Origin of the sequence: Bacterioplanoides sp. SCSIO 12839, assembly GCF_024397975.1 — a bacterium.
GTDB lineage: Bacteria > Pseudomonadota > Gammaproteobacteria > Pseudomonadales > Oceanobacteraceae > Bacterioplanoides.
In genome coordinates, this window is the sequence record NZ_CP073745.1 from 1667827 (window position 1) to 1693198 (window position 25372).

General features: G+C 48.4%; 24 protein-coding genes, 7 tRNA genes and 1 pseudogene. 21 read left to right on the forward strand and 11 right to left on the reverse strand.

What is annotated here, in order from left to right:
- The first annotated feature begins 66 nt into the window (after positions 1–66).
- A complete protein-coding gene (locus tag KFF03_RS07760; protein ID WP_255860479.1) occupies positions 67–945 on the forward strand; it encodes an AEC family transporter in 879 nt (292 codons plus the stop codon).
- Here KFF03_RS07760 and KFF03_RS07765 read toward each other — a convergent pair.
- The 5 genes from KFF03_RS07765 to KFF03_RS07785 form a co-directional block, all read right to left on the reverse strand.
- A complete protein-coding gene (locus tag KFF03_RS07765) occupies positions 940–1965 on the reverse strand; it encodes an ABC transporter ATP-binding protein (RefSeq protein WP_255860481.1) in 1026 nt (341 codons plus the stop codon). The genes KFF03_RS07760 and KFF03_RS07765 overlap by 6 nt on opposite strands.
- Positions 1966–1967: 2 nt before the next feature.
- Entirely contained in the window at positions 1968–3623 is a 1656-nt protein-coding gene (locus KFF03_RS07770) for an iron ABC transporter permease (RefSeq protein WP_255860483.1), read from the reverse strand.
- A 110-nt stretch (positions 3624–3733) separates the two neighbouring features.
- Positions 3734–4741, reverse strand: coding sequence for a Fe(3+) ABC transporter substrate-binding protein (locus tag KFF03_RS07775; protein ID WP_255860485.1), 1008 nt, complete (start codon positions 4739–4741; stop codon positions 3734–3736).
- Between the two features lie 136 nt (positions 4742–4877).
- On the reverse strand, positions 4878–5270 hold the full coding sequence (locus tag KFF03_RS07780; RefSeq protein ID WP_255860486.1) for a hypothetical protein: 393 nt from the start codon (positions 5268–5270) through the stop codon (positions 4878–4880).
- A 14-nt stretch (positions 5271–5284) separates the two neighbouring features.
- Positions 5285–6502 carry a pyridoxal phosphate-dependent aminotransferase gene (locus tag KFF03_RS07785; RefSeq protein WP_255860488.1) on the reverse strand — a complete coding sequence of 406 codons (1218 nt, stop codon included), beginning with the start codon at positions 6500–6502 and terminating at the stop codon, positions 5285–5287.
- Positions 6503–6657: 155 nt separating this feature from the next.
- Here KFF03_RS07785 and msrB point away from each other — a divergent pair, with 155 nt between their 5' ends.
- The 3 genes from msrB (at position 6658) to KFF03_RS07800 (ending at position 8157) form a co-directional block, all read left to right on the forward strand.
- Positions 6658–7056 (forward strand): peptide-methionine (R)-S-oxide reductase MsrB, encoded by a 399-nt coding sequence (msrB, locus tag KFF03_RS07790; protein ID WP_255860494.1) that lies wholly within the window; start codon positions 6658–6660, stop codon positions 7054–7056.
- Between the two features lie 101 nt (positions 7057–7157).
- Positions 7158–7637 carry a glutathione peroxidase gene (locus KFF03_RS07795; RefSeq protein WP_304941528.1) on the forward strand — a complete coding sequence of 160 codons (480 nt, stop codon included), beginning with the start codon at positions 7158–7160 and terminating at the stop codon, positions 7635–7637.
- A 58-nt stretch (positions 7638–7695) separates the two neighbouring features.
- Positions 7696–8157: a MarR family winged helix-turn-helix transcriptional regulator gene (locus KFF03_RS07800; RefSeq protein WP_255860498.1), complete on the forward strand. Its 462-nt coding sequence runs from the start codon at positions 7696–7698 to the stop codon at positions 8155–8157.
- A gap of 31 nt (positions 8158–8188) precedes the next feature.
- Here KFF03_RS07800 and KFF03_RS07805 read toward each other — a convergent pair whose 3' ends face one another.
- Entirely contained in the window at positions 8189–8935 is a 747-nt protein-coding gene (locus tag KFF03_RS07805; protein WP_255860499.1) for a hypothetical protein, read from the reverse strand.
- 122 nt (positions 8936–9057) lie between these two features.
- On the opposite strand from KFF03_RS07805, the gene KFF03_RS07810 reads away from it, so the two are divergent.
- The 6 genes from KFF03_RS07810 (at position 9058) to KFF03_RS07835 (ending at position 9768) form a co-directional block, all read left to right on the forward strand.
- A tRNA-Glu gene (locus KFF03_RS07810) sits at positions 9058–9133 on the forward strand.
- 35 nt (positions 9134–9168) lie between these two features.
- Positions 9169–9244 (forward strand) — tRNA-Gly (locus KFF03_RS07815).
- A 62-nt stretch (positions 9245–9306) separates the two neighbouring features.
- A tRNA-Glu gene (locus KFF03_RS07820) sits at positions 9307–9382 on the forward strand.
- 34 nt (positions 9383–9416) lie between these two features.
- Positions 9417–9492, forward strand: a tRNA-Gly gene (locus KFF03_RS07825).
- Between the two features lie 97 nt (positions 9493–9589).
- Positions 9590–9665 (forward strand) — tRNA-Glu (locus tag KFF03_RS07830).
- A gap of 27 nt (positions 9666–9692) precedes the next feature.
- A tRNA-Gly gene (locus KFF03_RS07835) sits at positions 9693–9768 on the forward strand.
- Positions 9769–9948: 180 nt separating this feature from the next.
- On the opposite strand, the gene KFF03_RS07840 is transcribed toward KFF03_RS07835, so the two are convergent.
- Positions 9949–10389, reverse strand: coding sequence for a PA2817 family protein (locus KFF03_RS07840; RefSeq protein WP_255860502.1), 441 nt, complete (start codon positions 10387–10389; stop codon positions 9949–9951).
- Positions 10390–10403: 14 nt separating this feature from the next.
- Between KFF03_RS07840 and KFF03_RS07845 the strand changes: the two genes are divergently transcribed.
- From KFF03_RS07845 to queF, 3 genes are read left to right on the forward strand one after another with little or no spacing between them, the layout of a single operon-like run.
- Positions 10404–11339, forward strand: a complete 936-nt coding sequence (locus tag KFF03_RS07845) for an ABC transporter ATP-binding protein (protein ID WP_255860503.1) — start codon at positions 10404–10406, stop codon at positions 11337–11339.
- Complete coding sequence (locus tag KFF03_RS07850) at positions 11339–12115, forward strand: ABC transporter permease (RefSeq protein WP_255860505.1); 777 nt, start codon at positions 11339–11341, stop codon at positions 12113–12115. The genes KFF03_RS07845 and KFF03_RS07850 overlap by 1 nt, the downstream gene beginning before the upstream one ends.
- A gap of 55 nt (positions 12116–12170) precedes the next feature.
- On the forward strand, positions 12171–12992 hold the full coding sequence (gene queF, locus KFF03_RS07855) for an NADPH-dependent 7-cyano-7-deazaguanine reductase QueF (RefSeq protein ID WP_255860507.1): 822 nt from the start codon (positions 12171–12173) through the stop codon (positions 12990–12992).
- Positions 12993–13072: 80 nt separating this feature from the next.
- Here queF and KFF03_RS07860 read toward each other — a convergent pair whose 3' ends face one another.
- The gene (locus KFF03_RS07860; protein ID WP_255860508.1) at positions 13073–14470 is read right to left on the reverse strand and encodes an adenylate/guanylate cyclase domain-containing protein; all 1398 of its coding nucleotides are present in this window, start codon (positions 14468–14470) and stop codon (positions 13073–13075) included.
- A 182-nt stretch (positions 14471–14652) separates the two neighbouring features.
- Between KFF03_RS07860 and KFF03_RS07865 the strand changes: the two genes are divergently transcribed.
- The 6 genes and pseudogenes from KFF03_RS07865 (at position 14653) to KFF03_RS07890 (ending at position 20375) form a co-directional block, all read left to right on the forward strand.
- Positions 14653–15219 (forward strand): nitroreductase, encoded by a 567-nt coding sequence (locus tag KFF03_RS07865; protein WP_255860509.1) that lies wholly within the window; start codon positions 14653–14655, stop codon positions 15217–15219.
- Between the two features lie 80 nt (positions 15220–15299).
- Positions 15300–15387 (forward strand) — tRNA-Ser (locus KFF03_RS07870).
- Between the two features lie 433 nt (positions 15388–15820).
- Positions 15821–16243: pseudogene (locus KFF03_RS07875) on the forward strand (methyl-accepting chemotaxis protein); the annotation flags it as partial.
- Positions 16244–16336: 93 nt separating this feature from the next.
- The gene (locus KFF03_RS07880) at positions 16337–16669 is read left to right on the forward strand and encodes a CZB domain-containing protein (protein ID WP_255860864.1); all 333 of its coding nucleotides are present in this window, start codon (positions 16337–16339) and stop codon (positions 16667–16669) included.
- A 157-nt stretch (positions 16670–16826) separates the two neighbouring features.
- Positions 16827–18332, forward strand: coding sequence for a glutamate--tRNA ligase (gene gltX / locus KFF03_RS07885; RefSeq protein WP_255860510.1), 1506 nt, complete (start codon positions 16827–16829; stop codon positions 18330–18332).
- A 156-nt stretch (positions 18333–18488) separates the two neighbouring features.
- Positions 18489–20375 carry a propionyl-CoA synthetase gene (locus KFF03_RS07890; RefSeq protein ID WP_255860512.1) on the forward strand — a complete coding sequence of 629 codons (1887 nt, stop codon included), beginning with the start codon at positions 18489–18491 and terminating at the stop codon, positions 20373–20375.
- A gap of 151 nt (positions 20376–20526) precedes the next feature.
- Here the strand turns inward: KFF03_RS07890 and KFF03_RS07895 are convergent, their stop codons facing one another.
- The 3 genes from KFF03_RS07895 to KFF03_RS07905 form a co-directional block, all read right to left on the reverse strand.
- Positions 20527–20988: a flavodoxin family protein gene (locus tag KFF03_RS07895; RefSeq protein WP_255860513.1), complete on the reverse strand. Its 462-nt coding sequence runs from the start codon at positions 20986–20988 to the stop codon at positions 20527–20529.
- A 48-nt stretch (positions 20989–21036) separates the two neighbouring features.
- The gene (gene uspE, locus KFF03_RS07900) at positions 21037–21972 is read right to left on the reverse strand and encodes a universal stress protein UspE (RefSeq protein WP_255860514.1); all 936 of its coding nucleotides are present in this window, start codon (positions 21970–21972) and stop codon (positions 21037–21039) included.
- Between the two features lie 131 nt (positions 21973–22103).
- Positions 22104–22973, reverse strand: a complete 870-nt coding sequence (locus KFF03_RS07905; protein WP_255860515.1) for a LysR family transcriptional regulator — start codon at positions 22971–22973, stop codon at positions 22104–22106.
- Positions 22974–23127: 154 nt separating this feature from the next.
- On the opposite strand from KFF03_RS07905, the gene leuC reads away from it, so the two are divergent.
- Both leuC and leuD read left to right on the forward strand, forming a co-directional pair.
- Entirely contained in the window at positions 23128–24546 is a 1419-nt protein-coding gene (gene leuC / locus KFF03_RS07910) for a 3-isopropylmalate dehydratase large subunit (RefSeq protein WP_255860516.1), read from the forward strand.
- Between the two features lie 12 nt (positions 24547–24558).
- Positions 24559–25206 (forward strand): 3-isopropylmalate dehydratase small subunit, encoded by a 648-nt coding sequence (gene leuD / locus KFF03_RS07915; RefSeq protein ID WP_255860517.1) that lies wholly within the window; start codon positions 24559–24561, stop codon positions 25204–25206.
- Positions 25207–25372 lie beyond the last annotated feature (166 nt).

The window sequence follows — 25372 nt, forward strand, 5'->3', positions numbered from 1 at the left end:
GGGGCTTTTTCTTTGCTTTAATCTGCAGAACTCCTGTTTCTCACCCGTCATTGCCAAGGCCTCTGAATGTTGTATGAAATTTTTGCTGTGATGGCACCGGTTCTGGCGTGTGCTGCGATTGGCTTTTATTGGGCAAAATCCGGCTATGATTTTGATCCTGAATTTATTTCACGATTGGTTCTGAATGTCGGTGCACCGTGTTTAATGTTATCGGTACTCAGCTCCGTTGAGGTTGATTTAGCGGCGTTTAAACGAACGGCATTCGCCTGTGTCTTGATTGCTGCCTTGATGGCGGTGTTAGGTGTCGTGATACCACGTGTGCGTGGTGATGATGTGCGCGCATTTTTGCCCTCCTTTTTGTTTCCTAATGTTGGCAATATGGGGTTGCCAGTCTGTATGTTGGCTTTTGGTGAGCAAGGTCTGGCGTTGGCACTGGTCTTTTTTATGGTGTTATCGATTGCACACTTTCCGGCAGGTATTTTATTGGCAGGAGGGCGCGATGCCGGTGGCTTTAAAGGCCTGCTAAAAATGCCGATTTTATATGCCATTGTGATTGGCGCTTGTCTGGTGATGTTTAATATCAATCTGCCGCAACCCATTAAAAACTCGGTGGAGTTAATTGGTGGTATGACGATTCCGTTAATGTTGATTACGTTGGGAGTATCCTTGCAGCGTTTACATGTTGGCCAGTGGCAACAGGCTTTGTTTTACAGTGTGATGCGAATTGGTGGCGGCTTGTTGGTTGGATTACTGGTTGTTTGGTTGCTAGGCCTGGAAGGGGTGGAGCGTGGTGTGGTCATCGTTCAGGCGGCTATGCCGGTTGCTGTATTTAACTATTTGTTTGCCGAGCGCTTTCAGCGTGAGCCCCAGGCCGTTGCGGGCATGGTAGTGATGTCGACTCTGATCTCGTTTGCTACCGTGCCGCTGATTCTGGGTTTGTTATAGCGAAACCGGTTCATCTGTATAACTCAGCTTAACCCGCTCGCCCTGGCGGCAGTTGGGAGTCTGGTCTGTTTCAACCTGCCAGTTGTTGATGGCTTTGCCGGTAAAGCTGAGATCAATTAAATAACCTCGACCATTAAATTGAATGTCAGAAACCATTGCCGGGCCGTCAGTAGAGGGTTCAATAACGAGTTGATGGCGTTTGAACAAGGCGTATTTGTCGCCTTGGTCTTGTGTTGACGGCTGGTCAAACAACCATTCGAGATCATGATGTTGGCATAGGTTGCCCGCTTCCATAAAACGTGCAACATCGCAATTGGAAGGGGTGTTAAAGACGTCGGCAGGGGTGCCATACTGCTGAATCTGACCGTTCATCATCACCGCGGTTTTATCGGCAAATACAAAGGCTTCATCCTTTGCATGGGTAACAAAAATGGCAGTAACGCCGCTGCGTTTAATTAAGTGGCGCAGTTCGCTCATCATGCGCCGTTTTACCTGGCTATCGATATTCGAAAAGGGTTCGTCCATCAATAATAATTCAGGTTGCGGTGCCAGTGCCCGGGCTAACGCAATACGCTGTTGTTGGCCACCGGATAATTCATGCGGATAACGTTTGGCATACTCATCCAGCTCAACCAGCGATAACATATCCTGAATACGTTGTTGTTGCTCAGCCTTGCCCAGAGTTCTCAGTCCATAACCAATATTGTCGGCTACTGACAGGTGTGGAAATAACGCATAGTCCTGAAAAATAAAACCAATGTTGCGTTGTTGTGTTGGTAAATTAAAACGACCATCGGCAACGGTTTTCCCAAGAATATCAATGCTACCGCTTTGTGTGACTTGTAATCCGGCAATGGCTTTCAGGGCCGTGGTTTTGCCGCAACCACTTGGGCCTAATAAGCAAACAATATCACCCTGATCAACCTGCAGTGAAAATTCATGCAGAACCGCGTGTTGCTGAAAAGCGACGCTGAGATGACTAACGCTGAGCGCGCAAGGTGCGTGTTGGGCAATTGACATGATTAATCCATTTTCTGGGTGCGCGATAAAATACTGATGGGGAATAAGCTGACAACAATAATCAGCAGAGCACCTGAGGCCGCATGTTCCAGGTGTTCATCCGACGCAAATTGAAACACATAAGTGGCCAGGGTCTCGAAGTCAAACGGGCGCAATAATAACGAGGCCGGTAATTCTTTTACGCACTCAATAAACACCAATAATAACGATGAGGCCAGGGCAGGCTTCAACAGTGGCCAATGAATGCGCCTGAATGTTGTCGCCTGGCTTTCTCCCAATGTGAGAGAAGCATCATCCAGGTTATCCGGAATTTTCTGGTAGCCTGCCTGTAAGCTGCCATTAGAAATTGCTGAAAAGCGAATAACAAAGGCCACAACCAGTGCAAAGCCGGTGCCGGTAAAAAACAAGCCCACACGTGTCATGTCGAGTTCTGTGAGGAGTTTGTTTAATAAAATGTCCGCCTGTGTTAACGGAATTAAAATACCGATAGCCAATACTGTTCCGGGCAGGGCATAACCCAGCGACGAAAACGCCAGTTTCGAGCGATTCATTAGCGATGGTACAAAGCGTTGTTGGGCATTCAGTATCAACGCCAATAAGGTTGCAATGAATGCCGCGGTTGCGGCGAGTGAAAAGGTTGTCTGGGCGTGCTGCCATAACTCAGGGCTGGTGTTTTCGTTAAGGTAAGTCAGGGTGTAATGCAGCAGCGTGATGACCGGATAAGCAAATCCGGCAATAAATATCACTGAGCAAACCAGCCAGATAATGCATATCCGGCTTACTGTTGCCGTCTGTTTTTGCGCCGGTTTGCCGGAATTACGGTTATCAAAATGTTTTTGTTGTTTGCGCTGGTACTTTTCTGCGCTGACCAATACCACCACAAATAACAACATCAAACAGGAAATTTTGGCTGCGGTACTGATGCTGCCATACACCAGCCAGCTATCGTAAATCGCAGTGGTAAGTGTGCTGACGGCAAACAGGTGTACTGTGCCATAGTCGGCCAACGATTCCATTGCCACCAAAGTACAGCCTATCACCAGAGCAGGGCGAACCAACGGCAGCTCAATGCTGGTGAAAATACGTCGCGGACTGGCGCCCAGCGTTTTGGCTGCCTGAGAAAAGTGCTCAGAGCGTTGCGCAAAGGCGTGGCGTAATAATAAATAAATGTACGGATACAGTGCCAGGGCCAGCATCAGGCTTGCTCCCCAGCGGCTGCGGATATCCGGAAACCAATAATCCGCAGGGGATTGCCAGCCGAACCAGCTGCGCAAGGCAATCTGCACCGGGCCAGCGTAATCCAGTAATTCGGTATAAATATAGGCGGAAATGTAGGCCGGAATTGCCAGTGGGAAAACCATGGCCCACTGCAGATAACGCCGACCCGGAAACTCATAATGAGAACACCACCAGGCGGGCAATATCGCCAGAGCACAGGCAAACAACACTGCGCCGCCAACCACCACTAAACTATTCAGGGTATAACTGAGAAGAACGGTGTCGGCCAGATCCTGAAACGTTGTATCGCTTGTGTCTGTGATAAAAAAACTACTGAGGGACTCCAGCAGCAGTGCAACCACAGGAGCAATCATCAGGCAGGCTACTAACAGAGCTATCGCGGTAAACGCTTTATTGGCAAACTGTTTGGCTACAGGCACGAAATAGCCCGCATGTTGCGGGCTATCGAATGTATTGCTTTGCCTGTTTTTGGCGACGGTGCCTGGATTCATAAACGCTCAGTAGCTGGTTGATATTCAACAAGCCGCGATTATAAATCGAAACCGACCTTATCCACCAACTTCAATGCGGCTTTGCGGTTGTTTGCAATTTCCGTCAGAGGAAGTGCGTCTGCTTTAAACTCCCCCCAGCTTTGCACCAGCTCGGATGCCTGAGCACCAGGCTTCACTGGATATTCGAAGTTCACTTCGGCATACATTTGTTGTGCTTTGTCACTGGTCAGGAAGGCCAGGAGTTTTTCCGCAGCATCTTTATTGGGAGCGTGGCGGGTTAATACTGCGCCGGAGACATTCACGTGGGAGCCGCGATCTTGTTGGTTCGGGAAATTCAGGTTTACGGCATTGGCCCAGGCGATCTGGTTTTCATCTTTCAGCATTTTGCCCAGGTAATAACTGTTACCCAGAGAGACGTCACACAAGCCTTCTTTGATGGCTTTTACCTGAGCGCGGTCGTTGCCTTGTGGTTTACGCGCCAGGTTAGCTTTCACCCCACGCAACCATTGTTCGGTTTCCGCTTCACCATGATGAGCAATCATGGAGGCAATCAGGCCCAGGTTGTAAGGGTGTTTGCCACTGCGGGTACACACTTTGCCTTTGAATTTTTCGTCGGCCAGATCTTCATAGCGAATATTGCTTTGATCACCAGCACGTTCTTTCGATGAATAAACATTACGCACGCGCTGGGTCAACGCAATCCACTGGTTTTCATTATCACGGAATTTAGCCGGAACATTGGCTTCTAGGGTATCGGTCAGGGCGTATGGTTGAGTTAATTGCTTGTCTTTTAATTCCAGCAGTTTGGAGAAGTTGGAGGTCAGTACTAAATCAGCCGGCGAGAGTTCACCTTCCCGTTGTAAACGCTGAATCAGGCCCTTTTTAGAAAACACCACTTTGGTTTTAATGCCGGTTTCTTTGGTGAACTCTGCCAAAATTGGTTCAATCAAAAACGGTTGGCGGAATGAATAAATATTCACCTGGTCAGCCATGGCGGGTGCTGCAGTGATGGTGCTTAAAAGGGCTGCCATTCGGATAAAACGCATGAATACTCCGGGGATTAACAATAAATAAGTTAAATGAGAAGAATTCCCATTATTGCACACAATCAATCGAGAACCAGCTTTTTAACGTAAAAAAGCGTTTTAGCGGTAATGAATAAGCTGTGATGTGTATGGTTGTTCAGAGAAACAGGAAGTGGTCGCGCAATAAATGACCAAGCAATATTGAGTCACCCTGAAGGCGGGCGTATTCAATGACTTCCAGAATGCTGCCACTGTCGTCTTTGGGGTTGGGCTTTAATAAGCGAGAAAACGCTTTGCTGGTGAGCACAAAGTCATCGACGGATTTTTGCCCATCCATTTCACTGAAGCGGATAAAGCCCTCGTCTTTGAGCCAGACCACAGCACCAAAGGCGGCCTGATGGCGGGGGGAGTGTAAACCGTATTCGTCGATGTCGTCCGGGCCGGAAATATCTTCGATAAACAATGTCTGAGCGCGTGGGAATTGCCGGAATCCCAGCAATAACACCACGGCGCAGTCTTTATAAAAATCGTCGATATGGACATCAAGCACAAGGTTGTCTCTGTTTACAGCTGACGATAGCTGTTAAAGAAGGTTTCCATACGTTCCATGGCAGCCGTCAGATCTTCCGGACGAGGCAGGAACACCACGCGGAAATGATCCGGGTACGCCCAGTTAAAGGCGGTGCCATGAACGATCAGGATTTTCTGCTGCTCTAATAAATCCAGCACCATGCGTTCGTCGTTATGGATATTAAATTTTTTAACGTCCATTTTCGGGAAGCAATACAGTGCACCTTTGGGTTTTACGCAGCTGATACCATCAATATTATTTAACGCTTCCCAGGCAATGTCACGCTGCTGGCAAATACGGCCATCGGGAGCAACTAAGTCGTTGATGCTTTGGTAGCCACCCAGCGCCGTTTGGATAGCATGCATGGCCGGAACATTGGAACACAGGCGCATTGAGGCCAGCATCTCCAGCCCTTCGATGTAGTCTTTTGCCAGATGCTTGGCACCACTGATAATCATCCAGCCAGCCCGGAAACCCGCCAGGCGGTAATTCTTCGATAAGCCATTAAAGGTGATGATCAGTAAGTCATCCGCCAGTGATGCAGTGGAAGTATGGGTGGTGCCGTCAAATAAAATTTTGTCGTAAATCTCATCGGAGAAAACGATCAAATTATTCTGGCGGGCAATTTCTAACATTTGCTTGAGCATCTCGTCAGAATAAACCGCACCAGTTGGGTTGTTTGGATTGATCAGCACCAGTGCCTTGGTTTTATCCGTGATCTTGGCGCGCATATCGTCCAGATCCGGGTACCAGCCAGAACCTTCATCACAGGTGTAATGCACCGCTTTACCACCGCCGAGGCTGACTGCCCCAGTCCAGAGCGGGTAATCCGGAGAAGGTACCAGTACCTCATCACCGTTATTCAGCAGGCCTTGCATACACATCACAATCAGTTCGCTGACGCCATTACCAATAATGATGTCTTCGATGTTCACGTTGGCAATGTTCTTCTGCTGGGTGTATTGCATGATGGCTTTACGGGCCGAGAACAGGCCTTTGGAGTCACTGTAGCCTTCGGAATCCGGCAGGTTATAAATCACGTCCTGAATGATTTCTTCCGGCGCATCCAGGCCAAATGGCTTTGGATTACCAATGTTCAGTTTCAGAATGCGATGGCCATCTTCTTCGAGTTTTTTGGCGGCATGCAGGACGGGTCCACGAATGTCGTAAAACACGTTAGCCAGTTTGTTCGACTTCTTAATTTCCTGCATGGGAACTGTTTCGCCTCGTTTATGCTCTGAAAGATGAAACCACGCATGATACTCTGTCCGTTGCTATGGCGAAACCAGTCAGTAACGAATTTTGTCGAAGCGGCCCGCGGCAACTGACGGCGCTGGCATACAACAATAAGCAGGTAAGGTAACTCATGAAAAAAGTCATTAAAACCGAAGCTCAGTGGCGCGAACAGCTGGATCCGGAGACCTACCATATCACCCGTGAAGCCGGTACCGAACGGGCTTTTACCGGGAAGTATTTTGATTGTAAGGAAAAGGGCACCTATAGCTGTGTGTGTTGTGGTGAAGTGCTGTTTTTCTCCGATGCCAAATACGATTCGGGCTGTGGCTGGCCCAGCTTTTTCCAGCCTGCCAGTGATGACGTTATTGAAGAGTTAACCGATACCTCACACTTTATGGTGCGAACGGAAGTGCGTTGCCATAAGTGTGATTCACATTTAGGCCATGTTTTTACCGATGGCCCGGCACCAACTGGCCTGCGTTACTGTATTAACTCAGCTTCATTAACGCTTAAGTCGGATTCTGAATAACAGCCGCCCCCAACTAATTTGAAGGGTGGGGGTTGTATCTGTTTTAAAATAAAGTATTGTGCACAATATAGTTTTGCAAAATATTGATGAGCGAGGATGTTATGTCTGTTCTGAATCATGAAATGCCGTTGTTAAGCGGTGAAATGCAAAACCTGGCTGATTACGAAGGTCAGGTGGTGTTGATTGTGAATACTGCCAGTAAATGTGGCTTTACCCCTCAATATGAAGGTTTGGAAAGCATTTATCAGGAATACAAAGAAAAAGGGCTGATGATTCTGGGCTTTCCTTGTAATCAGTTCGGCAAGCAGGAGCAGGGTGATGCTTCTGAGATTGGTGCCTTTTGCCAGAAAAACTACGGTGTGTCGTTCCCGATGTTTTCCAAAATTGAAGTGAACGGTGACAATGCGGCACCTTTGTATCAACAGCTGAAACAAGCCGCGCCAGGGGTGATGGGCACCAAAGGCATTAAATGGAACTTCACCAAATTCCTGGTCAATAAGCAGGGCCAGGTGGTTAAACGTTATGCGCCGACTACTAAACCTGAAGATATCAAAGCTGATATCGAAGCGGCACTGGCGTAAATAGCTTTGACCTGAATAACCCTAACCTGAATCAATCTGACTTGAATGCTGAATTGTTTTGAAAAAGTACCCGCAACTCCACCTGGATAATCAGGTTTGTTTCGCTGTTTATAGTTTGCAGCGACGTATTACTCAGGCTTATCAGCCATTGCTGAAACCTCTGGGGCTGACTTACCCCCAGTATTTAGTGATGCTGGTACTTTGGCAGACACTGGAAGAGGAGGCCGAGTCGTCTGCTTGGTCGCCTGTTTCAGTCACGCAGTTGTGTCAGAAGCTGATGTTGGATACCGGAACGGTTACGCCTCTGTTGAAACGTATGGAGCACAATGGCTTGCTGACTCGCTCCAGAAGCCAGGAAGATGAGCGCGTTGTGTTGGTATCGCTGACAGAATCAGGCAAACAGTTGCGTGAAAAAGCAGCTGATATTCCGGTACAGATGGCTTGCCGTTCTGGTTTTGATGTTCATGAGGCGCTGGGTTTGCGAGATAAGATCAGGAGCTGGTTGAATAGCTGGCGCTAGTGTTCTTGTTGCTCGCTTGTGAATACTAGGCTCAAAAGTGTTTTTTCTTCCAGGCCTGATCTTCTTCGGCCATTAAGTCTGCGGCCTCCGATAGACGGTTCGGTTCATCGCTGGTGGGCTTGGGCTGTTCAAGCTCAGCCAACATCAGTGTTGCTTTTTGCTGAAAGGCGCTCAGCTCGTTGGTCGGCGATTGAATCGATGAAATGGTTTTAACAATTTTGTTTAACTGGCTTTCCGCCAGTGAAATATTGTTCATGGTGATGGCTGCGCTGGCCTTTGACATTAAAACGGTGACAACCAGCCGAACATTTAATAGCCGCAGCTCATGTAATGCCAGCTCCGCTTTTTTGGTGTCAATCTGATGCTGCTGGTAGCCGCGTTTGATTTGTTCAATGCCTTGTTGCAGGGCTTTGCGAATATTTTTAGCTTGTCGCTCATCCTGTGGCAGGGAGGATGAATGTTGAGTTGGTGGATTCTCAATCCATTCGCTGGCTTGCATGCCTGCTTTTCTGACTTTACTGCTGCCAGCCAATTTCAGGGTATGCATGCGACGCTGGTTGTTAATGATCAGTTCTGAGAAATACTGCACACAATTAACGGATAACCAAGGGAGTAGGGTCGTCACCGCATCCAGCTGTTGGATAATCTGATCGGATAACTCAATCGTCAATCGGGCACGCGCCAGTCGTTTTTGTTCTCGCCAGCGCAAAAAGGCCAGTGCAGCAACTGCACTGACAGCGGTGAATATGGCTAGAAAAATCAATAAGCTGGTGGACATAAGAAACGTTGTTGGCCAAGCCTGTTTATTCGCTATGTCCTTAGTGTAGTTGGATTTTTTTTATTCGCAGGGGTTGACTCAAATAAAAACCCTCAATAGAATTCGCGCTCCTTGATTGAGACGTCCCCATCGTCTAGAGGCCTAGGACACCGCCCTTTCACGGCGGTAACAGGGGTTCGAATCCCCTTGGGGATGCCATCTTCTTTCTCTTAAGAAAGTAAGATGCATTAAGTGCGGGAATAGCTCAGTTGGTAGAGCACGACCTTGCCAAGGTCGGGGTCGCGAGTTCGAATCTCGTTTCCCGCTCCAATTATTTATTGGAATCGACGTCAATATCAGGAATCGCAGCACTAGGCGCTGCAATACGGTGCGTCCCCATCGTCTAGAGGCCTAGGACACCGCCCTTTCACGGCGGTAACAGGGGTTCGAATCCCCTTGGGGATGCCAACTTTTATCTGAAGTGATAGAAGTTGCTACATGTGCGGGAATAGCTCAGTTGGTAGAGCACGACCTTGCCAAGGTCGGGGTCGCGAGTTCGAATCTCGTTTCCCGCTCCAAAATACATGCAATGCAGAATGCACCAAAAACTGATTTTTAAGAAAAGTCTTGAAAATCAATAATTTAGCTGTATTATACGCAGCAGCTAAACGATGCGTCCCCATCGTCTAGAGGCCTAGGACACCGCCCTTTCACGGCGGTAACAGGGGTTCGAATCCCCTTGGGGATGCCACTTTCTTTTTAAGAAAGTCAGCATTATGCGGGAATAGCTCAGTTGGTAGAGCACGACCTTGCCAAGGTCGGGGTCGCGAGTTCGAATCTCGTTTCCCGCTCCAATATTTATTGGAAAAGCATGGTTCAAACTAAAACGTTTGAATTAAAATAAAGAAAAGCTGCACTTGATGCGGCTTTTTTTATGCCTGTTATTTATGCGCGTTGTTGATGCTTAAGGAGCCGGGTGGTTAACCCGGACCTTTGTTTTACTCTGATTTTAGTATCAGGCAGCGGTTTTAGTATCAGGCATCGAATTGTTTAGCATTCTGTTGCAGCAGAGTTTTCACGGCCACACGATCAAACGGCTCTTTTGTAGCGCTGTTGCTCTCATGCTCGGCTTCTTGTTCATCCAGTTGCTGGAACAGCTCGATTTCATCATCCGCCATAAAGTGCAGGCATTCGCCGCCAAAGAACCATAATAAGTCACGGTTAATGGCAGGCGTTAATTGAGGGTGATGCGTCAGGATATTGATCAGCCAGTCCTGACCATCCTGATAGGCTGAATCAGTGCGTTGCGTCAGCTGCTCAATCAGGGTTTGAATCTGTTGTAAAATCTCTTCCGGGATTATCTGGCTATCATTACCGTTGGTTTCGGTATTGGCAGCGGCACGCTTAAGGCGCTTCTCAACGCCTTTCAGCAGTTCAATGTGATAACTCAGTCGTTCAGTTAAAGGTTGATTCATAAATAGGTACTTAGATGATTCCGGCGTTACAGGTAAAAGGGCTTACAAAAGTGTATGCCAATGGCTTTCAGGCCCTCAAAAGCATTGATTTACAGGTTGAGCAAGGCGATTTTTTTGCGTTGCTCGGGCCTAATGGTGCGGGTAAGTCTACCACGTTGGGGATCTTATCGGGACTGGTGCAAAAAAGCTCAGGTAGCGCTGAGATTATGGGCTTTGATGTTAATCGTGAAGCCTTTTCTGCTAAGCAGTATCTGGGTGTGGTGCCGCAGGAGTTTAATTTTAACCAGTTCGAAAAAGTCCGCGATATTGTGATTACGCAGGCGGGATTTTTTGGTTTAACTAAAAAACAAGCGGCTGAAAATACCGACTATTTATTACAGCAGCTCGATTTATGGGATAAGCGTGATACTCAAGCACGTATGTTATCCGGTGGTATGAAGCGCCGCTTGATGATTGCTCGTGCTCTGGTGCACAAGCCCAAAGTTCTGATTCTGGACGAACCAACCGCAGGGGTGGACATCGAGTTACGCCGCTCCATGTGGGAGTTTATGCAGCGCCTGAATGAGCAGGGGACAACCATCATTCTGACGACTCACTATCTGGAAGAAGCCGAGCAGCTCTGTCGCAATATCGCCATTATTAATCATGGTGAAATTGTTCAGGCAACCAGTGTACGTGAGCTGTTGGCGCAACTGCATACCGAGACCTTTGTATTGGATCTGGCGGAGTCATTTTCGGCGGATGTGGCGATTGATGGCTTTGATGTGTCCCGGGCATCACCGGATTGTTTAGAAATTACCGTTGAGAAGGGCCAGAGCCTGAATCGTATTTTCCAGCAATTAAGTGAGCAGGGCATTGAGGTACGTAGTATGCGTACCAAGTCTAATCGTTTAGAAGAATTATTTGTCGATCTGGTGCGGAATCAGAATGCGGCTGGAGGGCAAAACTGATGTCAGTGTTACAGATTCAGTGGGTAGCATTTAAAACCATTCTGACCAAAGAAGTTCGCCGTTTTATGCGCATTTGGCAACAAACCTTATTGCCGCCAGCGATCACTATGACGTTATATTTTATTATTTTTGGCAACCTGATCGGCTCGCGCATTGGTGAAATGGGCGGTGTGGACTATATGGCGTTTATTGTGCCGGGTCTGATTATGATGAGCGTGATTACCAACGCTTATGGCAATGTTGCGTCTTCCTTTTTCAGTAATAAATTTCAGCGCAGTGTCGAAGAAATGATGGTGGCTCCTGTGCATCCTGGCACAATTTTGTTGGGGTTTGTCATGGGTGGCGTGGTGCGCGGTGTGTTGGTCGGCATGATCGTGACCTTGTTGTCGTTGTATTTCACGCAACTGCAGATTCATAATCTGGCTGTGGTGATCAGTGTTATTTTATTGTCTGCGATTTTGTTTTCGTTGGGGGGCTTTATTAATGCAATTTTTGCTTCGAAATTTGACGACATTTCGATCATCCCGACGTTTGTCATCACGCCACTGACTTACCTGGGCGGAGTATTCTATTCCATTACTTTATTGCCTGAGTTTTGGCAGGGAGTGTCCTTGCTGAATCCAATACTGTATATGGTGAACACCTTTCGTTACGGTATTTTAGGGGTTTCAGACGTAGATCTGTTAACGGCATACAGCATGTTGATTGCATTTATTGTGGTGTTGTCGGCGTACAGTATCTGGTTGATGCGACGTGGCACCGGAATGCGGCAATAAAATGCAAACCCGGTTTTTAGACAAACAACAGTTATTTATCAGAAAAGGTTAATGCATGGGTTCTGTAAACAGCGAACATAATCCACTTGGTCAAACATCCGAATACAAAGATGTGTATGACCCGTCTTTGTTATTTCCGATTTCTCGTGAAGAGAGCTGGAAAAAACAAGGTCTGGATCGACATCAAGTGCCTTTTTATGGTGTTGATATCTGGAATGGTTATGAAATTTCCTGGCTGAATGCCAAAGGTAAGCCGCAGGTGTGTATCGCGGAATTCCGTATTCCGGCAACGTCTGAATTTTTAATTGAGTCTAAATCATTCAAACTGTATCTGAACTCGTTTAATCAAACCAAAATGGCTTCTGCTGAAGAAGTACGCTTGCGTATGCAGCGTGATTTGTCTGCTGCGGCGGGAGCTGAGGTTCAGGTGATTTTCCATCCGGTTGATGCGGCTTTTCCTCAACCTCCGGAAGCACACTGTATTGATGATGCGGATATTGATGTCACCTCCTATGAGCTGGATGCGTCCTTGTTAAAAACCGGCGAAGGAGTGTTTGATGGTTGGATTTGTAGTCATCTGTTGAAATCGAATTGTCCGGTAACCGGGCAGCCGGACTGGGGCACGTTATACATTCGTTATCGTGGCCAAAGAATTGATGAGGCCGGGCTGTTGGGGTACATCGTTTCGTTGCGTCAACATCAGGACTTTCATGAGCAGTGTGTTGAGCGAACTTTCCGTGATTTAACGCTGGCCTGTCAGCCGGAAGAATTAACTGTGTATGCCCGATATGTACGCCGTGGTGGATTGGATATTAATCCGTTCCGCAGCTCGGTGGAATCGGCCCAGGCAGAAAACTTCCGCTTAGCGCGTCAGTGATTTTATGCCGACTAAATACAAAAAAGCCCCGCTGTAGCGGGGCTTTTGCGTAATAAATAAGGCAGCAAATAACGAGCTGTCTAAGCCGACGCTTTGGTGACTTTACGACGTACTTTGTTCGCGGCTTTCTCCAGTGCCTGAGCAATGGCTTCACGTTCGCCTTCGCGAATTTTTTCTGCTTCCATGTGAAGCGAAAACCCTTCTGTGTCGTGGTTCATAAAGCTCGGATTGGCGCCCAGATCCCGACGGTAATCAACAACCTGATACATAGGCAGTGGATCTCGAAACCCTTTTACACGGGCTTCGCCACGTTCACGGCAGATGATTTTGTCTTTAATTAAAGCCCAGGTTTCATGAGAAACCAGGATCTCACCAGGCTCCGCCTTAGACTCAAAGCGACTGGCCAGATTCACTTCTTTACCAATAATGGTGTAATCCATGCGTTCCTCGGTACCGAAGTTACCCACGGTGCAGTAGCCGGTATTGATTCCCATGCGAATCTGCAGTGGGGCTGTCATGCCCATTTCAGCCCATTGCTTGCGTAATTTGAGCATGTGGCGACGCATTTCAATGGCCATGGAGACGCAGGCAATGGCGTCGCCTTTGGTACCTTTACTGGTTGGGTCGCCAAAAAAGATCATCATGCCGTCACCAATAAACTTGTCGATGGTGCCGCCGTAGCGCATGGCGATGCTCGACATATCAGTCAGGTATTGGTTCAGTAAGTCCGTGAAGGCTTCCGCTTCCATTTGCTCTGAAAGGGCTGAGAAGCCAACAATATCCGAAAAGAAAATCACCAGTTTTTTGCGCTGAGTCTCAAGCTTGGCCTGGCGTTTTCCTGAAAAAATGGACTCCCATATTTGTGGTGCAACATAGCGCGCGACCTGTTGGGATAGTGTTTGAAAACGCTCAACCTGGCCCTGAAACTTCAGTTTCAGGCGCATCAAGTCTCGTGACTGGCGATTACTGTTAAATGCGGATATGCCCAGATGCATACCTACACCTAGGGCTGCACTGATAAAAACCGGGTCTGGAACCGGAGCAGCTTTGTGGTAGCCAAAAATCATGACGCCAGCAGCCCCACCGGAAATCAGCGAGATGACGCAAAACGCCCAGGCTGTGATACTGCCGACAATAATAAAGCTGGTATTGATCATGATCAGAAACAAGACAACCAGCTCGATTGGGAGATGGAGGTAGGCAAGCATCAGGCCACAAAGAATGGCATCTACATGAATCAGGAACTGCCGCGTTGTATAGGCGTGTCTTTTTCGGAATGACTTACTGGTCGCATGAATGACGTGGGGGTATGCCAATGCAATGATCACGACCACCAGGGCTTCATTGGGATAATAATCAATGATAATGCCAATCAGCACGGTGATAACGGCTACGCTGTAACCGAGGATTCTGGCCAGATAATCTTGTTCAGGCAGGCTGGTCTCTGAGAAGGAGGCCGTGTCTTGTGTCTCAAACATTATCAGAACCTGATTTGTTGTTGTTATTGGTCGGCGCTGTTGTTGTGTTGGCGGCGAAACTGTACATCTATATACCCAGAAATGTCCGAAGCAGCAAGTCGATGCCCGATAAGTCAGGCTGAATAACAAGGCCCATAAGGATACAATAATTACGTTGCAATTATATTGATCTGGTACTTTTTATGGATTTTTTGACCGCTTTGCTCGAAAGAGTCTCGGCACCTCAGCTCACCGGGCCTGATATTACCAATGAACAATTGGAAGTAATGATACAAGCGGCGTTGCGTGCGCCAGATCATGCCTGGCTTCGGCCTTCGCGTTATATTGCCGTGCGTGGTGATGAGCGCCAACAGCTGGGTGAGCTCTTTCTGCAGGCCACAGATAATTATCAGGAACTGACGCCGGAGCGACAGGCTAAAATCCGCAACATGCCGATGAGGGCGCCTCTGCTGTTGGTGGCAGTATGCCGCATTCAGGAACATCCCAAGGTACCACGCGAAGAACTGCTGCTCTCGACTGGGGCAGGGGTGCAAAATATCCTGAATGCTGCTTGGGCAATGGAGCTGGGAGCGATTTGGCGAACCGGTGACCTGGCTTACAATCATCAGGTTAAAGAAGGGCTGGGTTTGTCTGAAGAGGAAGAAATTGTTGGTTTTGTTTATGTGGGCCATGTTAATTGCCGTCTAAAACAGCCGCCGGAATTAAAAACAGAAGATTTTTTAACCAGCTGGCAGGCAAAAAACCAGTAAAAACAAAGAATTAGCTTTCAGCTATTGACCCGTCAGAAGAGCCTGAGTATAGTACGCGACCTCTGACGCAGGTCAGATGTGGTGAGGTGTCCGAGTGGCCGAAGGAGCACGCCTGGAAAGTGTGTATACCGAAAGGTATCGAGGGTTCGAATCCCTCCCTCACCGCCACTAATTCAAAAGCCCTGAGATTGAAAAATCTCGGGGCTTTTTCGTTTTGGGCCCGGTCTTTATTTAGGCTCTGTTGTTTGTAAGACAAAATGCGCCAAAGATATTATTGATGCCCCTTGTTTGTGCGCAAAATAACAGTTCTTTTCTATAGTTATATCCAGTCGAGCGTATATGCCAAGCTGGAGGCACCGTGTTTTTCTCGAATAAAAAAACAAACGATTCATCTGCTCAGGTTGCTGTTCTTGAGCGTCGTATTGAAGCTCTGGAAAAAGAAAACGAGCTGTATAAGAAAATCAAAGATGTCGCGGATCTGCGCAGTCAGTACAGTCTTGATCAATTTACTCATATGGAAAACCTGAGAAACCTCTGGTTTTCGTCTAACGAAACCATCGACAAAATTCGTAATACCTTGGCCAGTTCGGCTACTAATCTGATGCAGGAAAACCGCGAAATTGAGGCGTCGATTTCAGATGTTGGGGATATCAGCTCAACATTACTGAGCCTGAAAGAGCAGCTGGCAGGCATTCAGGACAAATCGTCGGAAGCCTCGGAAGCCGTGAGTGGTTTGAAAAGTGTCGCCAATGGCATTGAGAGTTTTGTGGGGTTGATTCAGGGGATTTCCGAACAAACCAATTTGTTGGCTCTGAATGCAGCCATTGAGGCGGCGCGCGCTGGTGAACAAGGGCGTGGTTTTGCGGTGGTTGCTGATGAAGTTCGGACTCTGGCGCAACGGACTGCTGAAGCAACCGCTGAGATTGGCGCACTGATCGCAACGGTGGGTGGCGAAGTGGACCGGGTCAGTAGTGGCATTACCTCAGTGGGAGATCAGGGGTCTTTCCTTGCGGATGAGGTACAGAAAGTAACGGCGAATATTGAGGCCGTTGGCGGAGTCTCGCGCCGAGTGTCCGATAGCTTTGCTTATACTGCGGCAGAGAGTTTTCTGGAAACCGTGAAGTTGGATCATGTCGTTTGGAAGGCGCAGGTTTATCGGCACATCTGGAATCAGGATTTTGATGTGGAAGGGGGGCTGGCCGATCATACGCAATGCCGTTTAGGGAAGTGGTACGCTGAGGGAGAAGGGTATGAAAAGTACCGGGACCTGGCTTCTTATTCCAGATTGGCCGTGCCTCATAAAGACGTGCACGATAGCGGCTTCCAGGCACTGGAGGCATTCCGTCAGGGCAAACAACAGGCTGCCATTCAGTATCTGCAGCGTATGGAATCAGCCAGTTCCAGTGTGATTGAAATCCTCAGTGGCATGGAAGCTGAGATTCGCGTGTAGAGCGCCATTCTTTGAGACTAAGAGCAGCCTGGGTGCTGCTCTTTTTTTGTCCGTATTTTTAACCCGCCTTTGTTTTAATCATCCTTGTGTGATGCACAGATATTCGTATTTCTTTATAATCCGCCGCTGTTTTCCTTGATTGACTGAGATTTCTATTATGACGGTTCGCACCCGTGTTGCTCCTTCTCCAACTGGTGATCCTCACGTAGGTACTGCCTACATCGCTTTGTTTAATCTGGCGTTTGCCCGCCAGCACGGTGGTCAGTTTATTCTGCGTATTGAAGATACCGACCAGACACGCAGTACGCCGGAGTCGGAACAGGCAATCATGGACAGCATGAGCTGGCTGGGTCTGGATTGGGATGAAGGCCCGGACTGTGGTGGTGAATTTGGCCCATATCGTCAGAGCGAGCGTAAAGACATTTATCTACAGCACGTGAATCAGCTGCTGGAGTCAGGCCATGCGTTTAAGTGTTACCGCACCACCGAAGAGTTAGACACATTGCGCGCTCAGCGTCAGGAGTCTGGTAACAGCATGGCGCTGAAGCCGTCGGATCTGAAATTATCCGACGACGAAGTGGCTAAGCGTGAAGCCGATGGTGCCCCTTACGTGATTCGTATGATGGTGCCGGAAGAAGGCGTGTGTGAAGTTGAAGACATGCTGCGTGGTGTGATCGAGTTGGATTGGTCTCAGGTGGATGCTCAGATTCTGCTGAAATCAGATGGCATGCCGACTTATCACCTGGCCAACGTGGTTGATGATCATCTGATGCAGATCACCCATGTGATTCGTGGTGAGGAATGGATCAGCTCTGCACCAAAACACAAGCTGCTGTACCAATACTTTGGCTGGGATATGCCGAAGTTGTGTCACATGCCATTGCTGCGCAACCCGGACAAATCCAAGCTGAGTAAGCGTAAAAACCCAACCTCGATTATGTTCTACGAGCGCATGGGCTTTATGCCAGAGGCGCTGCTGAACTATCTGGGTCGTATGGGTTGGTCGATGCCGGATGAGCGTGAACAATTCAGCCGCGACGATATGTTCAGTAACTTTGATATTCAGCGGGTATCACTGGGTGGCCCGGTGTTTGACGTCGAAAAACTGCGCTGGTTAAACAGCTTGTGGCTGCGTGACTTGGATGTTGATGCCTTTGCTGAGAAGTTTGCTGCCTGGGGCTTACAGGCTGACAAAGTAAAGCCGATTGTTCCGCATATTCAGCCGAGGGTTGAAGTGTTCTCCGATGTGGTGCCGCTTGCCGGTCACTTCCTGGGCGGGTTAACAACCCTGACCGCTGAGCAGTTTGAGCACAAAGCCTACGATGAAGATAAAATGCTGGCGACCATTCAATATGGTTTGTGGCAGTTAGAAGCGATTCGTCATTGGGAAAAAGAAGAAATCGAAACTCGCTTATTTACTCTGGCGCAACAGCTGGAATTGAAGGTTCGTGACTTCTTATATCCGTTCTTTATTGCCATTGCTGGTACCTCAGCGACCATTTCTGTGCTCGACAGCATGGTGCTGTTGGGCCCGGATATGAGCCGTGCTCGTGTACGCCATGCGCTGAATACGCTGGGTGGTGTGGGCAAGAAAAAAATGAAGAAGATGGAAAAAGAGTATCGCCAGATTGCTGCGGCCATTGAGGCTAAGCTGGCAGAATAAAACTCTGCATGACACCTCAGGCCCGGCTACCTTGTCGGGCCTTTTTGTTTCTGTTTGATATGACTTTCGACTTTAGTTGTGGCCCCCGCCTTGGTCTTATAGTCGCTGTTAATCTCCTCGCCTATTGTTGGGTTATTCTTTGTTGAGGGGTGTCCCATGAGCTATCAAAAACAATATCAAGCTTCCGTTGAACAACCGGATGTGTTCTGGCAGGAGCAAGCTCAGAAAATTCATTGGTTTAAGCAACCAAGTAATATCTTATCGAAAGATGAAAATGGCGTGGATCGCTGGTATGCCAATGGCGAGCTGAATACCGCTTATCTGGCCCTGGACCATCATGTCTTGAATGGACGGGGTGATCAAACGGCCCTGATTTATGATTCTCCAGTCACTGGTAACAAAGCACAATACACATACAGCGAATTGACCGAAGCTGTCGCACACTTTGCTGGAGTGCTGGCTGCGCAAGGAGTAGAGAAGGGTGATCGTGTCATTGTGTATATGCCGATGATACCGGAAGCCGCTATTGCGATGTTGGCTTGTGCGCGTATTGGTGCGATTCATTCGGTTGTTTTTGGTGGATTTGCCCCCCATGAGTTAGCGGTACGTATCGATGATGCTGAGCCTAAGGTGGTGGTTTCAGCCTCGTGTGGCATTGAGGTCGACCGCATTATTGAATACAAGCCAATTCTTGATGAAGCCATTGAGCTGGCGGAATCAAAACCTTCCCGTTGCGTTATTCTGCAGCGTCCTGAAAAAACGTGTGAGTTAACCGCAGGTCGTGATTTGGATTGGCAGCAGGCGGTTGCCGATGCCAAGCCTGCAGACTGTGTTTCCGTGAGATCCACCGATCCACTGTACGTGTTATACACCTCAGGTACGACGGGTAAACCAAAAGGGGTGGTTCGGGATAACGGTGGTCATGCGGTTGCGATGAATTATTCCATGGAGGTTGTTTACGACATGCACCCGGGAGATGTTTTCTGGGCAGCGTCGGATGTTGGTTGGGTTGTTGGCCACTCTTACATTGTTTACGGCCCGCTGATTCGTGGCTGTACGACGGTCTTTTATGAAGGCAAGCCGGTGCGTACCCCGGATGCTGGAGCATTCTGGCGAGTGTGCGAAGAGTATAAGGTGAAAGGCATTTTTGCCGCGCCAACGGCTTTCCGTGCCATTCGTAAAGAAGACCCTGAGTGTGAATTGGCCAAACAATACGATTTGTCGGCCTTAAAAACCGTCTTTATGGCAGGGGAGCGCCTTGATCCGCCAACGTACGATTGGGTTGATCAGCATATTCAGCGCCCGATTGTGGATCACTGGTGGCAAACGGAAACCGGTTGGGCGATTGCCGGTAACCACATGGGTCTGGAGCCTACGGCACCCAAAGCGGGTTCGGTTACCCGTCCTTCGCCAGGCTATAATGTTCAGATTCTCGACTCTCGAGGTAACCCGGTTGAAGCGGGTGAGCAAGGCAGTATTGCCATTAAATTGCCTTTGCCTCCGGGTTGTTTACCGACAATCTGGCATAACCATGAGCGCTTTGAAGCGGGTTATCTGAATACTTACCCAGGATATTATGTCTCCGGTGATGGTGGCATGCTGGATGAAGACGGTTATTTGTTTGTTCTGGGTCGTACCGACGACATCATTAATGTCGCTGGGCATCGTTTGTCTACCGGTGAAATGGAAGAGGTTGTGGCTGGTCACGAAGCGGTGGCGGAGTGTGCTGTCATTGGTCAGAGCAGTGACCTTAAAGGTGAGGAGCCTCTGGGGTTGGTTCTGCTAAAAGACGGTATTGATATTGACGAGGAGCAGCTGAAGAAAGAACTGGTTCAGCGTGTTCGTGATAATATTGGTGCGGTTGCCAGCTTTAAAAATGCAGTAGTGGTACAGCGTTTACCAAAAACCCGCTCGGGTAAAATTCTGCGTAAAGTGCTGCGCAATATTGCCAATAATGAAGAATACGTAGCGCCTTCTACGATTGACGATCCGGCTTGTCTGACTGAGATTGAAGGAACCTTATCAGATAAAGGTCTGCGTTAATTATTGAGTAGATTCCCTGTGATTCATGAACTTTCTGTGATTCACAGGTTCCAACAAGATGTCGTAATAAATTCATGAATATGGATGGTTGCGATGTCTCTCTCCAGAAAGCCGGACTGATTGTTGTGCAAACTCAGTTCGGCTTTTCTTGTTAAATAATTCCCTGGTCTAACGCCATGCTGAGCGCGCAGCTTAACTCCTCTGTTTGTGGTAAAAAACTCTCTTGCCATGCTCCGCGCAACACTAACGGCTCTTGAACCCAACGCCAGCGTAAACCGGTGGTTATGGTCTGCAGTGCCCGAACGCTGCCGGTGCCATCGTGGCCAGCGCGAATAATCGCCGCGCAGGGTGTTCCCTGAGTTTCTTCGAGGCATGGATAATAACAGCGATCAAAAAAGTCTTTCAGGGCGCCGGAGATATAGCCCAGATTTTCTGGCGTCAGCAATACAATTGCACCTGCTTCGATAACATCTTCAGGTTGAGTGTCAAAAGGTGACTGAATCGTGAGTGACACCTGGCTCGATTCCGCTGACTGAACCCCTGCATGAATGGCTTTGGTTATTTTCTGCAGATTTTCAGAGGGTGTATGGGCTACTACCAATAATTTTTTCATAGTTTGCCAAGTGTCATTATCAGGAGCTGTTATCAGATATTGTCAGAACTAATCCGCATCTGGTTTAACGCCATCCAGTGGTTTAACCACTAATACATCGCAGGCAACTTTATCAACCAGTGATTCTGCAGTATTGCCAATTAAAACACCGGCTAACCCTTCGCGGCCAACAGTGCCAACAACAACAAGGTCCGATTCAATCTGCTTGGCAAAATCAGCAATGACATCATCGGTGTCGCCTTCACCAATATGGAGGTGATCATTATTTACGTTAAATTTTTTCGCCCATTGCTGGCAGGCGTCTTCATGTTGTTCGGTGACATAATGCTGAATATCATCCGGTGCCGTGACTTCTGGCACCATTGCAAAGGCCACACTGACCAGAGGGTAGGCATTACCCAGATGCAGGTCGGTTTCAAAATGATCAGCCAGATGTTCGGCGAACGATAAAATATTGTCGTTAATTAAATCGTGGCTTTGATCCGGCGCCGTGGCATCAATCGCTGCCAGAATCCGGTTATGTTTCCAGGGCGTGGCATTTTTCACTAATAATACCGGCGCCGGGCAATGACGTAACATATTCCAATCGGTGTGAGTGAAAATCCGGTCGACCAGAGAGTGTGGTTGAGTGCCTTTAATCACAAGATCAAAGTTTTTGTTGCGCATGGACTCAATCACGGCATCGTGTAAATGTTTTTGCCAGTGCACCTCAGTATCTACCTCGATACCATTGGCTTCGGCTTCTGCGATAAAGCTGTTGATCCAGTTTCCGGCTTTATCGAGCAATGCCTGTTTAATACGTTGTTGAGTATCGCTGTCGATGGCGGTCAGAGGTGAACCTTCTTCGCAGTAGGCCTCAAATGTATTGGTCATCAGAGTGAGGTCTGCCTGCAATGATTTGGCCAGCCATAACGCCCGATCCAGTGCCGGTTGCTCCGGGTGCTCGCTATCAAGCACAACAAGAATATGATTAATATCTAACATGGCTGTTTCCTTTTCACAGTTTTTTGACAGGTTTACGCCTGACAGGCAGGTATTTGGGTTGTCGCTCACCTTCTGATTAAGCCTAGCGCCAGATACCAGTGTGCTCCTTGTTTTGGGTCAATTTCAACGGTCTAACTCAGTAATTTGATCAGGGCTTGGGCGGCATTGCTCAAAGTACGTTCTTTCAGGTGGATCAGGCCAAGCTGGCGTTCGATGGTTGGGCCAGACCAGGGCAGTTGGGTTAATTGGCCATCATTATGCTGCAGCATCGAAGCCGGTAACATGCTCCAGCCGAGCCCAATCGATACCATCATTTTGATGGTTTCAAGATAGTTGGTGGGCATGGGCGCTTGTAGCTTGAGCCCTTGCTTGGCAAAAGCTGCTTCTACCAGCTGAAAGGTGATGGTGTCAGGTTCCGGCAAAATAGCCGGGGTTTGTGCAAGTTGCTTTAATGTAAGCTTATTCTGTTGAGCGAGTGCATGATCGCTGGCGCAGACGCAGATCATTTCATCTTTCCACAGAAGAGTTGACTGGATGCTAGCGGGAGGCTGCTGCTCCAATGTGGTGAGCGCCAGTTCTACCTGGCGCGAGGCAATTGCCTGGTACGCTCTCTCAGATCCCATAAACTCCAGATTCAGCTGTGCTGCCGGATAACGGCGAACAAACTCTTTTAAGATTGGCGGCAGCCGGTGTAAGCCGATGTGGTGGCTGGTGGCCATGGATAACATGCCGCTGACTTCTCCAGACAGGTTGTTCAGCTGTAATTCGGTGTCGGCCACCAGGTCGAGAATTTGCTGTGCTTTAGGTAATAAAGAACGTCCGGCTTCGGTCAGGCTGATGGTGCGGTTATGTCTCTCGAACAGGGGTGTATCCAGCTGGCTTTCCAACTGCTGAATACGCTTGCTGACCGCAGATTGGGTCAGGTAAAGCTGTTCTGCTGCCAGCGAGAAAGACCCCTGATCGGCAACGGATAAAAACGCTTTTAATGATTGAGTATCCATAAGCTTGCCTGAAAATTTTATGTATTCCTAATAGGAATGCATTGTTGGAAAAATATGAATTTATGTTGTTTAGCATTTGACGTATATTGTTGCAATAGCTAAAGCGATGATCAGTCGCTGATGATGAGAGAAAATATCTGAGAAGGAGTCCCTGATGGCTGGACAAACCCTTTACGACAAGCTGTGGCAACAGCATTTGGTGAAAGAACGTGATGATGGTACGGCGTTAATTTATATCGATCGTCAGTTATTGCATGAAGTCACGTCACCACAGGCATTTGAAGGTCTGCGTATTGCGGGTCGTAAGCCATGGCGTCTGGACGCCAACCTGGCAACTCCGGATCACAACGTGCCTACCACCACGACCGAGCGCGAGTCAGGCATTGATGGTATTCAGGACCCGGTTTCTAAAATTCAGGTGAAAACCCTGGATGAAAACTGTGACGATTTCGGCATCGTTGAATTTAAGATGCAGGACAAGCGTCAGGGTATTGTTCACGTCGTTGGCCCGGAGCAGGGTGCCACTCTGCCGGGTATGACCGTTGTTTGTGGTGATTCCCACACGGCCACTCACGGTGCGTTTGCTGCATTAGCGCACGGTATTGGTACTTCTGAAGTTGAACACGTACTGGCGACTCAGTGCCTGATCCAGCGCAAAATGAAAAACCTGCTGATCCGTGTCGATGGTGAGCTGGCAACCGGTATCACCGGTAAAGACGTGGTATTACACGTGATTGGTGTGATCGGTACCGCTGGTGGTAATGGTTGTGCGATGGAATTCGGCGGCAGCGCTATCCGTAGCATGAGCATGGAAGGCCGTATGACCATGTGTAACATGGCCATCGAAGCGGGTGCCCGTGTAGGCATGGTGGCATTCGACGATATCACCGCGGAATACGTGAAAGGTCGCCCATATGCACCAAAAGGTGAACATTGGGATCTGGCGGTTGATGCCTGGAAAAACCTGGTTTCCGATGACGACGCGGAATTCGATCAGATCGTTGAAATTAAAGCCGAAGACATTAAGCCGCAGGTAACCTGGGGTACCTCTCCGGAAATGGTAACCACCGTTGATGGTACTGTGCCGCGAATTGAAGATGGTAAAGACGACGTTCAACAATCAGCGATCAAGCGCGCTCACGAATACATGGGTTTGACGGGTGGTCAGAAGATTACTGATATCAAACTGGACCGTGTCTTTATTGGTTCTTGCACCAACAGCCGTATTGAAGATTTACGTCAGGCGGCGGAAATCGCGAAAGGCCGTAAAGTGGCTGATAGCGTGATTCAGGCGTTAGTTGTTCCGGGTTCTGGCCTGGTAAAAGAGCAGGCGGAAGCGGAAGGTCTGGATAAGATCTTTGTTGAAGCCGGTTTTGAATGGCGCGAGCCGGGTTGCTCTATGTGTTTGGCGATGAATGCCGACAAACTGGGCAACGGTGAGCACTGTGCCTCGACGTCCAACCGTAACTTCGAAGGTCGTCAGGGTTACGGCGGTCGTACTCACTTAGTGAGCCCGGCGATGGCAGCTGCCGCCGCGGTTGCTGGTCATTTTATTGATATGCGTGATCTTTAAGGAGCAAATGCGATGAAACCTTTTGTTGTACACAGTGGTGTCGTGGCTCCGATGGATCGCCCGAATATCGATACCGATATGATCATTCCCAAGCAGTTTCTGAAATCCATTAAGCGTAGTGGTTTTGGTCCGAACCTGTTTGACGAATTACGTTACCTGGATGAAGGTCAGCCGGATGCCGATAACTCGGGTCGTCCGTTAAATCCGGACTTTGTTTTAAACCAGTCTCGTTATCAGGGTGCTTCGGTTTTATTGGCCCGTGAAAACTTTGGTTGTGGCTCCAGTCGTGAACACGCACCATGGGCATTAGAAGATTTTGGTTTCCGCGCGATTATTGCGCCGAGCTATGCTGACATCTTCTTTAATAACAGCTTTAAAAATGGTTTGTTGCCGATCATCCTTGATGAACAAATCGTTGATGATTTATTTAAAGCGGTTGAAGCCAATGAAGGTTATGAATTAACCGTTGATTTAGAACAGCAGAAAATTATCACGCCGGATGGTGGTGAGATTGCGTTTGATGTTGATCCATTCCGTAAGCACTGCTTATTAAATGGTTTGGATGATATTGGTCTGACGCTGCAGGATGCGGATGATATTAAGGCGTATGAAGAGAAGCGTCGTGCCGCAAATCCGTGGTTGTTTGATCAAGTTAAGTGATCTCAACAGCATGAAACTGACTGAATAATTTGCTTTCGGGGCGCAACAAGTTCGTCCCTGAAGGCTAAACGATCACATCCATGTGATCGACCCCTACAGCAAACAACATCAGTCCGTTTGATGCCTTAGTATTGTTCGGAATTGAATGAAGCATTTTGCGATAGGG

Excerpts from the sequence above, each read along its gene's own strand:
- KFF03_RS07760 (WP_255860479.1), top strand. The coding sequence starts at position 67 with ATGTTGTATGAAATTTTTGCTGTGATGGCACCGGTTCTGGCGTGTGCT.
- KFF03_RS07765 (WP_255860481.1), bottom strand. The coding sequence starts at position 1,965 with ATGTCAATTGCCCAACACGCACCTTGCGCGCTCAGCGTTAGTCATCTC.
- KFF03_RS07775 (WP_255860485.1), bottom strand. The coding sequence starts at position 4,741 with ATGCGTTTTATCCGAATGGCAGCCCTTTTAAGCACCATCACTGCAGCA.
- KFF03_RS07785 (WP_255860488.1), bottom strand. The coding sequence starts at position 6,502 with ATGCAGGAAATTAAGAAGTCGAACAAACTGGCTAACGTGTTTTACGAC.
- msrB (WP_255860494.1), top strand. The coding sequence starts at position 6,658 with ATGAAAAAAGTCATTAAAACCGAAGCTCAGTGGCGCGAACAGCTGGAT.
- KFF03_RS07795 (WP_304941528.1), top strand. The coding sequence starts at position 7,158 with ATGTCTGTTCTGAATCATGAAATGCCGTTGTTAAGCGGTGAAATGCAA.
- KFF03_RS07805 (WP_255860499.1), bottom strand. The coding sequence starts at position 8,935 with ATGTCCACCAGCTTATTGATTTTTCTAGCCATATTCACCGCTGTCAGT.
- KFF03_RS07840 (WP_255860502.1), bottom strand. The coding sequence starts at position 10,389 with ATGAATCAACCTTTAACTGAACGACTGAGTTATCACATTGAACTGCTG.
- KFF03_RS07845 (WP_255860503.1), top strand. The coding sequence starts at position 10,404 with ATGATTCCGGCGTTACAGGTAAAAGGGCTTACAAAAGTGTATGCCAAT.
- KFF03_RS07850 (WP_255860505.1), top strand. The coding sequence starts at position 11,339 with ATGTCAGTGTTACAGATTCAGTGGGTAGCATTTAAAACCATTCTGACC.
- queF (WP_255860507.1), top strand. The coding sequence starts at position 12,171 with ATGGGTTCTGTAAACAGCGAACATAATCCACTTGGTCAAACATCCGAA.
- KFF03_RS07860 (WP_255860508.1), bottom strand. The coding sequence starts at position 14,470 with ATGTTTGAGACACAAGACACGGCCTCCTTCTCAGAGACCAGCCTGCCT.
- KFF03_RS07865 (WP_255860509.1), top strand. The coding sequence starts at position 14,653 with ATGGATTTTTTGACCGCTTTGCTCGAAAGAGTCTCGGCACCTCAGCTC.
- gltX (WP_255860510.1), top strand. The coding sequence starts at position 16,827 with ATGACGGTTCGCACCCGTGTTGCTCCTTCTCCAACTGGTGATCCTCAC.
- KFF03_RS07890 (WP_255860512.1), top strand. The coding sequence starts at position 18,489 with ATGAGCTATCAAAAACAATATCAAGCTTCCGTTGAACAACCGGATGTG.
- KFF03_RS07895 (WP_255860513.1), bottom strand. The coding sequence starts at position 20,988 with ATGAAAAAATTATTGGTAGTAGCCCATACACCCTCTGAAAATCTGCAG.
- uspE (WP_255860514.1), bottom strand. The coding sequence starts at position 21,972 with ATGTTAGATATTAATCATATTCTTGTTGTGCTTGATAGCGAGCACCCG.
- KFF03_RS07905 (WP_255860515.1), bottom strand. The coding sequence starts at position 22,973 with ATGGATACTCAATCATTAAAAGCGTTTTTATCCGTTGCCGATCAGGGG.
- leuC (WP_255860516.1), top strand. The coding sequence starts at position 23,128 with ATGGCTGGACAAACCCTTTACGACAAGCTGTGGCAACAGCATTTGGTG.
- leuD (WP_255860517.1), top strand. The coding sequence starts at position 24,559 with ATGAAACCTTTTGTTGTACACAGTGGTGTCGTGGCTCCGATGGATCGC.